This window comes from Runella sp. SP2, from assembly GCF_003711225.1.
In the GTDB taxonomy this organism is placed as follows: Bacteria; Bacteroidota; Bacteroidia; order Cytophagales; family Spirosomataceae; genus Runella.
Window position 1 is genome coordinate 18,784 of sequence record NZ_CP031032.1, and the last position, 10,090, is coordinate 28,873.

The 10,090-nt window shown below is 42.0% G+C and carries 3 protein-coding genes; all 3 read left to right on the forward strand.

Features of this window, described 5'->3' with window-relative positions; genetic code table 11:
* Nucleotides 1-5: 5 nt before the first annotated feature.
* The 3 genes from DTQ70_RS30340 (at nt 6) to DTQ70_RS30350 (ending at nt 10,072) form a co-directional block, all read left to right on the forward strand.
* Nucleotides 6-6,461 (forward strand): hypothetical protein, encoded by a 6,456-nt coding sequence (locus DTQ70_RS30340; RefSeq protein ID WP_122934699.1) that lies wholly within the window; start codon nt 6-8, stop codon nt 6,459-6,461.
* Nucleotides 6,462-6,546: 85 nt separating this feature from the next.
* A complete protein-coding gene (locus tag DTQ70_RS30345) occupies nt 6,547-8,706 on the forward strand; it encodes a fibronectin type III domain-containing protein (protein WP_122934700.1) in 2,160 nt (719 codons plus the stop codon).
* A 10-nt stretch (nt 8,707-8,716) separates the two neighbouring features.
* A complete protein-coding gene (locus DTQ70_RS30350; RefSeq protein ID WP_164490307.1) occupies nt 8,717-10,072 on the forward strand; it encodes a PKD domain-containing protein in 1,356 nt (451 codons plus the stop codon).
* The last annotated feature ends 18 nt before the right edge of the window (nt 10,073-10,090 follow it).

Sequence of the window (10,090 nt, forward strand, 5' to 3'; positions counted from 1 at the left end):
CAAGAATGAAAACCTTCATCCGAAGTAGTTATTTTATCTTCCTATTTAATATACTTATCAACACCCTTGCTTCGGCACAGGCTCCTAACTATCCTATTGATGGCACGGCTACAGTTTCATTACCAGCATCGGCAACGCTGGAAGATTACCTAAACCCCATCGTCAACCCTATCAACGTAGAAGTAATTCTGAAAGATTTAAAAATTCCGACTCGTTCGGTCTATTTACAGGTAGAAATGAATGGTCCAGGCTTAGTAGCCCAATCTTTGCCTACCTCAGCGAGTACTTCGTTCGAAATAAGCTCTGGGGTACTCTTCCGAATCCCGAAAACAATCATTGCCGCCTGTTTCTCCCCCGATAATTTGCAAGGAGTACCCCAGTCGGTATATCAACAACCCTTACCATCGGGTATTTATACATTTACGTTTTACTTACGGGATGTTTTTTCGGGGGCATTGTTGTCAAAACCCATTCAGACAGCCCCTACCTGGATAGAAGTAAGCGACCCTCCGCTGCCCACGTACCCTTTAAATTACTCAGGGGTTACGGTAAACCAAGTTCAGAACGTTGTTTTTCAGTGGCTTCCACGGCATACGCCCAATAATAACATTGAGTATGAGTTTACGCTTACTGAGCTACCAATCGCCAATAGAGGCAATCTCCAAAATGTATTTCTGTCGCAGCCGCCGTTGTGTAAAATTACCACAACACAACCTAGTTTACTGTATGATGCCAAGTACCCACCCTTACGCCAAGGGGCAGTATATGCGTGGCGGGTACAGGTAAAGCCAAAGTTTGGAGCTATTGGGAAAGCCAGTAACTTCCTAAATGATGGGTACAGCGAAATATTTTCTTTTTTTTACGAAAAGCCAACGGAGCAGCTAAACCCTCCCACCGACTTGAATGTGGTACGGTCACCTGATTATAATAAAATCTATTTCGACTGGAAAGGTGAAAGCAACCACCAGAAGTATGTTGTAACTTCCTTACGATTTGATAAAAACAACGAAGAAGGAGCCAAAAAAGACCCTTTAACCTTCGATACCTTTGAGGTAGAGAAAGGAATGGATGGCGTCACTAAATACACAAAGTTTACAGGCCGTGATGACTCTCCATCTTCTGGAATAAATACTCATTCAATATATAATAAAAGTGAGTTCAGAGTTTTAGTTAGGGCAGTAGATGTATTTGGTAGAATGTCAGAACCAGCCATCTATGACATGGAAGCGATTGAATACACTCAGTTTGATGAGCAGCAAAGAAAGCCTCTATCCCTGAATGGAAACGTGGAAGCTGTCATACGAGCCTATGACCCATTGAAACTTGAACCAAATAAAGTCACTATAACTGGAGAAAAAAGCAGGTACAAGGTGAAAGATGCCTTGGTATGTTTATACGGTTTAACCAAGGAATCAACCGCCAAAAATATTCAAGAATTTAAAAATCGTTGGCTAACGAACAGCTCTTATACCTATGACAACCGTGTAGAGCGACTGGATTGTAGAAAAACATCATCTGATGGTAAGTATTCACTCTCGTCAAATAGGATTGATATTATCACTCTAAACTCATATAAGTACAAATACCTGACGATTGAGGGGCCAACAATTGACTATGGCGGTTTCATTACGACTATTGAGATTCAGGATGAAGGAGGAGCCTCTGAGCGCACTCTGGGTACGCAAACGCTACTTACAAATACCATTCGCCTGAACCCCATCTTTAAACTCCCCGATGGACGACCTATTAACAATGAGGTATTTGAGGAAATTAATGTCTATCGCCTAAAGACGGTCTATGAAGCGAATAAAGAGCTTTTGCAGTACGAGGCAGGTCAAAATGTTTCGAAAGAAATCCGTTATAACAAAAATCAGTATGTAAAAGTAGGGGATATCCAAAAGCCTAACCTCAACCTATTTACGAATGAAACCACCCTTGATAACTTTGTAATTGGAGCAAAAGAATACGGGAAAGATGAAAAACACTTCCCCATGAACAAAATAAATGGTTATACATCAGTTCGTATAGGTACGAAAGATGGGCATGGAATCCCTACAATAAATGCCAATTTTGTATATACACCACCGTTATTGAAAATTAAAGGAAAAGTAGCTGCTCGTGGTAAGTCGGGTGGGCAAAGTATTCCAGCGCCCAACTGGGAGGTTGGTATCTTAGTTCTCAAAAACTCAAAGGATATTCGGGATATCGATGCCAAAGGAAAAGTAACTCCTCCCAACGAATACGAAAAATTCCATTGGGAGGAGGTGACAACAGATGAAGCAGGCAATTACGAATTTACGCTTCCAGAGGAGATTACCTTCAATCAGGAGATTGATGATATCATCATTTACAACCGAATTTCTGGGGTGTATTCTTTTTATCAGGGAAAACGTATCGATAAACCAGCTGCTAACATCGTTGTGGACATTGATTTACAGTCAACGGGGACGGCCATTGCTTCGATTGTCAAAGACCAACACGGAGAACCCATCGTAGGAGCAAAACTTACGCATAGCAGCGGAGCAATGGCTACCTCCAACCAAAATGGGGAGTTCATTTTGAACGTACAATTCAGTCCGTCAGTCGAGGCTGACCAGTCGGTCAAACTCTTGGCAGATGGTTATTTGACCGACGACATTGACCTCTCAACCTTCTCCAAATCAACTAGTACCGAAGAGGTTTCCGATTTTGGACGTTCATTTTGGAACACCCAAATTCAGCAATTACGGAGCCTCACACGCCAAAACTTTGAAGAATTGGGTAATGAAGATGCTTTTGAAAGCAATTTTGAAGACTATAACACCCGACTTCAAGCGTTTTATAAGCAAGACTCGGTGGGTGCTACAAGTATCGATCACGTAGTGCTTATTCGTACCTATGTACTGGATGATAAAAACGAAAAGCAGTACACGGCAAGCAGTTTGGTCTTCGACAAAAAAAACGTTGATATACCAGAAACGGGTATCGTAAAGCTACTGCATACCAAGGGGACAACTTTGGAGGGAAAAATAACCAACAAAGATAAAACAGCCGAAGTACTCTATTTAGAAAAAGAATTTTCGGTTGATTTTGATACCCCCACCAATAAAACCGATACCGTAAAAGTAGAAGTTGAGCTGACAAAAGCCATTTTGGTAGCTGGGGTAGTCACTGCTTTTCGCGAAGATTCATCAAAGATAGGAGTAGAAGCTGGCGTTACTATTGCGGCAGAAGATATCGATGAGGTAGAAACCGACGCAGAAGGGCGCTTTGAAATATGGTTGGAAAAAGACGCTGAAGAGGTAGAAATCACCCTCACAAAAAAAGGATTTAATACTATTACGTGGGCTTTTACAACAAAGACAAAAACGAAAGAAGAAAAAATAAGGAATTTTGTTAACAACGCAAGTGATGATTTTGAATACACGACAGTTGAGGCATTAAAAGAGTTACAGCTAAGTATTTACAGGCGCGATGCAACCATACCAGATTTCAAGACGCTGCAAGGTTTTGCCATTGATGTTGCGTCAATAAAGCGGATTGATGCGGATACTTATCTCATGACCGGAAGCATAGACTTATCGGAGGAAGAAAGTATCTATGAACTTGATGAAGGAGAAGAATTGACCTTCGAAGAGGTAGAGGTAGAAGTCGATGATTACGATGAAGAAAATGCGGTTTTGGTTGACGACGATACCGACCTCCTACAAGAAACCCTCAACCTGAAGCTATTTAACTATGCAAAAGTAGAATCAAACAACGAAAACGAAGGTAATACCAACTTTATAAAACTTATAAAATTAAAGTTGGAAGGCAGAGAGTCGTTGGGGAAAATTGGGGGTGTGGGGCTTAAATTCAAGCCAGAGAAAATATTGAAAAAAACATCAAACCCCATTTTTCAAGAATTCGATTTGGTGCCAAACGTAGCTGAAAAACAAGGAGATGTAGCGTTCAACAACGACATTACCGACAAAAACAAGCAAAAGCTTCTGGATGCGAATGCTAAACAAGAAGCCAAGAAAAAAGAGGGAAAGTACGACGTAGTGGCAGAAGGAGCTGAAAAAGAAGAAAAACCCGAATTAAAGAAATACCAAGAAAAAGAAAAGGACGCACCAATTATCCCTGTGTTTGTATCAGGGGGTAAAAAATTGGCCAATTTTAACGAAGAATTGGAATTCAAACTCGAATTCCCTGGAGATGTAGAAGGAGTAGAGCGACGTGACGAAAAAGACGACGATGGAAATCCAACGGGTAAAAAGGAGAAAATAAGCTTAGGCTTGGGTCTGGGCTTTAGCATACTCCTCGACGAAGAGAAAGAAGCAAGCCTTACCAAAGATGGGGTGGTTTTTGCGGGGGATTTAGCTTTCCCAATGATGAAAAAAATTGGTATAGAAGGCTACATGCCCATCGTAGAAAAGCTACTATTAGCTCCCAAAGGCGACTTGCCAATGCGTGAGATTCGTTTCGCCAAAAGGGAGCCCGAAGATGGCAAAGGAACCCCCTATTATGTTCGGTTGGGAGTAGCGGGCTCGTGGCGATTTGAAATAGATAAAATCCAAGTGTTTGATGATTTCTCCAATGCGGGCTTTGGTGGTAAACTTTATACCGATAAAAAGAACCACTTGATTGTTCATTCGATGGCAGTTCGCAAAGCCAACGGTTCTACGTATCCATTTCTGGACATGGAATTTCCAGAAGAGGGGTTCAAAATCAAAAACCTTATTCTGAAAAGCCCCGAAGACCAGCACATCCTGTTAGGGTATAATTTTGACGACGAAGCCTACGAAGTGGAAGCGGGTGTACGGATGGAAGTAACAAAAAATACGAACAAGATGATTAAAGACTTGTTCCCGCTTGAAGTTGAAAAGCTAGTGTATAATACCGCAGGGAAATTTTATGTGGCGGTAAAAGTAGGTAGAACAGTAAATGCAGGCCCTGTCAAGGTAAATATTCGGAAAGTACTCTTCAATAAAGGAGGGGCTGTACCCTGGAGCGAAATGCTTCAAACCCTGCAAAGGAGTAATGAAGAAACCGCTGAATTGAACAAAACCACCAAATACAACAATGCCTATTACCGTACATTAAATGAAAAACGAGTATTGAATCGCGATTCCAATGTCGGTGGGTATGAAGTAATGCAGGAAGAAGATGATATTGAACTTCAAGAAGGAGAAGTAGATTGGGCGTTTGGAATTGCGGGAGGGGCACAAGTTGAAAGCTTAAAGGGGATAAAAGCAAAGGCAGATGCGTCGTTTGTTGTTGGCGAACTGGACGGCCAATTCACCATTCAATTTAACAATATTGATATTGTAATGGAGTCCACGGCCTTCAAAGCATTCATGTCATTAAACTTATCAACGAGCGGCGATCGGGTTGGTTTTGAAGGAAAAGGCGAAATGGATACCATGAAGCGTCGTTGGGGAGCTTCACTAAAATTATATAAACTTCCCGACGGAATTGAGTTTGGGGCCTCCATTGTCGCTAGTACTTATGGGTTAGTTTCGGGTCCCCTGATGTGGACTTCAGTAGGAGGCGGAATTGATATTAATACCGCAACCAACAAATACTCGGTGTTCTTCTTAGGGTCGGCTACTACAACGGGGACCTCTCCCGAAGTAAGTGAACTCCGCGCCATTAGGCTAGAAGTGCTCTTCGAAACAGATGCCTGCGGAGCAATGCCTGTGGTAAAAGGAAGTGCTGATTGGTACCTCAAAAAAAATAAATACTGCACTGCTACCGTCTTACTTGATTTCTGCCGTACCATCATTTTAGCGAACATTGACTGCGTCAAAGAGATTATAGAAGGGTCAGAGGCAAATATACAGGGGACCATTTACCTCACTTCAGAATCGGTATTCATTGGCGCCAACGTAAAAACAGTTGTTTTAGGAATGAATGCAAATGCTGTTTTTGCGCTTGGTATCAACAATAATTTCTTTGGAGCAAGTGTGCCAAGGGATGTTGCTAAGTTCAAAGACTATATCAACAGCAACTATTTGGTCAATGGGAAGACAACCTTAAACGGCATTTACCTTGACGCAACGCTTGGCCTGTACAAAGAATGGTCGGGTGAATATAAAGTCTTTGCTTGGTCGATTAAGACAGCCATATCCAATAGAACCTACCTTTTTTTCTCTTTTTCTGAGCTGGCCTTTAGGATTGGAAATGACTTTAATTTTGAATTAGGAGCCTATGGACGGGTGGGTGTTAAGGGTTTTTGCCTTGAAGCATGGGGGGAGTTAAAGCTACGTTTACTAATTGAAGGAGGAAGAGATAATACCGAAGGGTGGAATTTTAGAGGAAGTGCCGCCGTTACGGCTAGCCTAGGCAATAACAAATCCTTGGGATGTGACGATTATGATGTTGAATGGTGCAAAGTAGTAATTCCTTGTGGCATTGATTGGAAAATCTGTCTTAATAAATCTCTGGAGGTACGTTACCAAGAAAAAGGAGCAGATGCTGGATGGGACTTCGGCCTTTAAAAAACACCAATTAAATAGATAGGGTATTTAATAATACGATACAATGAGTTTTTTTAATCTAAAAACAGTAGTCTGTACTTTCGTTATGTTATTATTCGGATGTTTCCGACTGGCAGCACAAGAAGTCTCCACGAAAGGAGCGATTCAGGTCTATCCTTCCGAGAGGGGGAACCTACTATCCATTTTACCAAAAGACAAAGAAACAGCCTCCTCCGAAGAGTTGTTGAAATCAACAGCTTACTTTAAAATCAACCGCGCTGAGTTATTGCTTACCAATAAGTTTAAGTCTTATCAAAATGTAGGACAAACCAAACGTAGTAAAACCGTAGCTGAGTTGCGGGCCGCTGTGACGTCAGAAGGAATAAATGGTATTCAAAAAATCAAAAACCTCGCTTCGGAAGCATCAGTTCAGCAATACTTAGCTAATGAGTATCGTTTCGATTCCCTCCTGGTACTAGGCTTTTTTTCGCATAAATACTTGGAAGCATTCGGTATTGCATTCAATGATACAAAGGTCGAAGAAGGCGTCGTGTATTCCTATCAGGCCATTAGAGTAGATAAATCGGGGAAGGAAGAACTTTGGGCTGAAGCAAAAATTGTCAGTAAAGTACCAAACCCCCAATTAAACGGGATTAAAATAGTACAAGACACCATCATTTCGAATGATAGCACTGTGGTTTTTAAGTTTCATGCCGATTTTCCAATTGCTGGATTATCTAAATCGGAGACTTTTCCAGCGTACGCGCCAATCAACACAAGATTATCGGCAAAAGAACAAAAAAAGAGGGTGAAAGAGCAGAATACCGCTTTCGTCAATTACTTGAATACATTTCCTATCGAACCCTCAAAAGTTGCGTTTTCTGTTTACTATCAAGAAAATCAAGCGGGCTGGAAATTGTTGTCAAAGTATCAAGCGATGCCCGATACTGCGGGTGTGTTTCGCTTGGGAGCCTTTGTAAAAACAACTCCAGAAGCCTACGTAGAAGTACGTATTATACCCGAGACCTTTGGCGGGGTAACCTCCGATCCTGATTCATCTGAAGTTGTTGGAGCGTATGCCATTTCCCAATCTTCGGTACCGCTCATTTATGCTGTTTCGGGACAGGATTCTACCAATTGTATTAAAATCAAATGGCAAAAACTTCCCTCAAAACCCTATTATTATGGGGTGTTGATTGAAAGAGCAGAGGGTAATAATGAACCCGAACGCTTGTCTATCGCAAGTAATGATACAGACTCGTTTATTGATTATAAAATTAAAGGTGGTTCAATTTATACGTATCAGGTAAAAGCCCTCTTTAACCCCAAACAAAACGTTGCGCAGCGAGTACCTGCTACAACTGTTTTATCAGGCACTACTTTTTCGGCTCCGCTTCCACCTTACAATTTACGGATTGACACCGCATCCAAAAAAATTCCCACCTTGAAGTGGGAGGCCGTTGAAAGTAATTCAAGGTTTGGATTTATCGTGTATCGAGGAACTAAGCCTAACCAATTGAGTCACTTAGGCAACGTGGTTAAGGGGACTGAATTCACTGATTCGACAGGCGTTTTTTCGGCAAGGGTAAAAATGTATTATGCCGTTGTGGCGCAAAGTCTCTCACAAGATACCAGCGACTTCTCGAATGTGGTCGAATTCAAGGCTATCATGCCGCTTGACATTGCCCCACCTATGTACCTCAATTACAAGTTGGTCAACGGCGATCTATTTCTGGATTGGCCCGAGATGCGCGCGAAAGATAAACTTATCAGTGGCTACCGATTGGAACGAAGAAGCGATTTGGATACTGTGTTTAAAGCAATTGGCCCAAAAACCATTGCGACCAACTTTTTTACCGATACTACATTTAAGCAGGGATATTACCATGAGTACCGAATCGCTTCCGTAGCAGATGACGGACAAATTGGTACTTTCAGCATGGCGTTTGAGGTAGATTTCCCCAAAGAGCTGCACGAGGGAATTTCAGCATTCTCGCTGCGAAATACCACGAAAGGTGTCTTGATACAATGGCCGTCGGCGGCACTTTCAACCACCAAAGAGTATGTAATTTATCGAAACGACCCTCCCAAAGCGCAGCTTCGGAAGTTGACTACTGTGCCCGCTGGAACGTTTGAATACAATGACAAAACTGTCAACGATTCAGGTGCGTATTTGTACGCCATGAGTATTGTGGCTCAAGATGGCCGTGAAAGCCAAAAAAGTAAACGAAAATCATTAAAACGCTCCAAACCCACCAAACTTTAGTCCCATACTGATGAAAAAGATAATTCGACTTCTTTTGCTTTTGGTAATAGCGCACCTGCATTTGGCTTGTTTTAAGGAGATGGCGCTTTCAACAACGGCTGATTTTACCATTAAATTCATTGATGACAATAAAGCAGCTCCAACGCGGGTTCTCATTGAGAATACATCCGTAAATGCCGACACGTATAAATGGACATTTGAGGGAGCTTCTATTACTTCTTCCGATCTGCAAACACCCCCCGAACTGCTCTTTCGCAAAGAGGGTAAGTATAAAATTACCCTTGAAGTAAGTAATATCGACAGCAAAACGTCGCGCAAGGAAACAACCATCGAAATTGGGAAACCCTTGAGTGCCAAGTTTGGCTTTAGTTTTGACCTCAATAATCTGGCCCCAGCTACGGTAAAATTTAAAAACTCATCAGTCGGCGCTACACGTTACGAATGGTCGTTTGAGAAAGGGGATAAACCTACCTCTACCGAAGAGAACCCCACCGTTATTTTTGCCGAAAAAGGGCAATACAAAGTATCTTTAAAAGCATTTAGTGGCCAAAAATTTGTGCAGTTTGATTCTACGATTCAGGTGGGTGAAAGCTTACAGCCAACCTTTGAGTACGAAACGACGGATTTTAACTTCAACCATGAAGCTCCTCTGACCATCAGGGTTACTAATAAGTCGAAAGGGGCTCTCCAACAAAAATGGAGTGTCAATGATGTCAATGCTAGAATAACGGCCGAAAATGATTCAATAACGACCATCCTACTGCCCGACGCAAAAACCTATAAGGTGACATTGACGGCATCCAACGGAAAAATAAGCAAGACATCTGAAAAAGAGATAGTTGCGAACACCCCTACCAATTTGCTGTACTTCAAAGACATTCCATTTGGGGTGTATGAGGCTTCTACTTATTCCAGCTATTTTGTATCGCGCCGTAAACAGTCCATTGCGGCGGAGGCGTTAGATACGCTCTCTTTTGGTAAAGAGTTAGACATTGTGTTTTTCGCCCAAGATGAAACCCTCGGGTACGGGCGGTTTTTATCACCTGACAAAACGGCGAGTCTGTTGATGCCTACCATTCCCAAGGCTCAGCGTACTACGTTTATCAATTTGTTGGAGGCTTGTGCTGCTTGTACCCAGATGACCGATGCAAAATTTGACGCCATCAAAACCTCAAAAGACTTTAGCCAATTTGTATTTAAGTTCAGCGACGGCGTCATCGAAGGCTTTGATAAACAAACTACCCCGCGTTATGTACCCTTTAAAACAGCCGATGGTCGGTTGGGTATCATCAAAATTAAAAGTTTTCACACCACTAGCAGCGATAGCTACATCACTACCGACATCAAGGTGTACAGGAAACCCTAAAATACAATAGAAGAACAT

Excerpts from the sequence above, each read along its gene's own strand:
- DTQ70_RS30340 (WP_122934699.1), top strand. The coding sequence starts at position 6 with ATGAAAACCTTCATCCGAAGTAGTTATTTTATCTTCCTATTTAATATA.
- DTQ70_RS30345 (WP_122934700.1), top strand. The coding sequence starts at position 6,547 with ATGTTATTATTCGGATGTTTCCGACTGGCAGCACAAGAAGTCTCCACG.
- DTQ70_RS30350 (WP_164490307.1), top strand. The coding sequence starts at position 8,717 with ATGAAAAAGATAATTCGACTTCTTTTGCTTTTGGTAATAGCGCACCTG.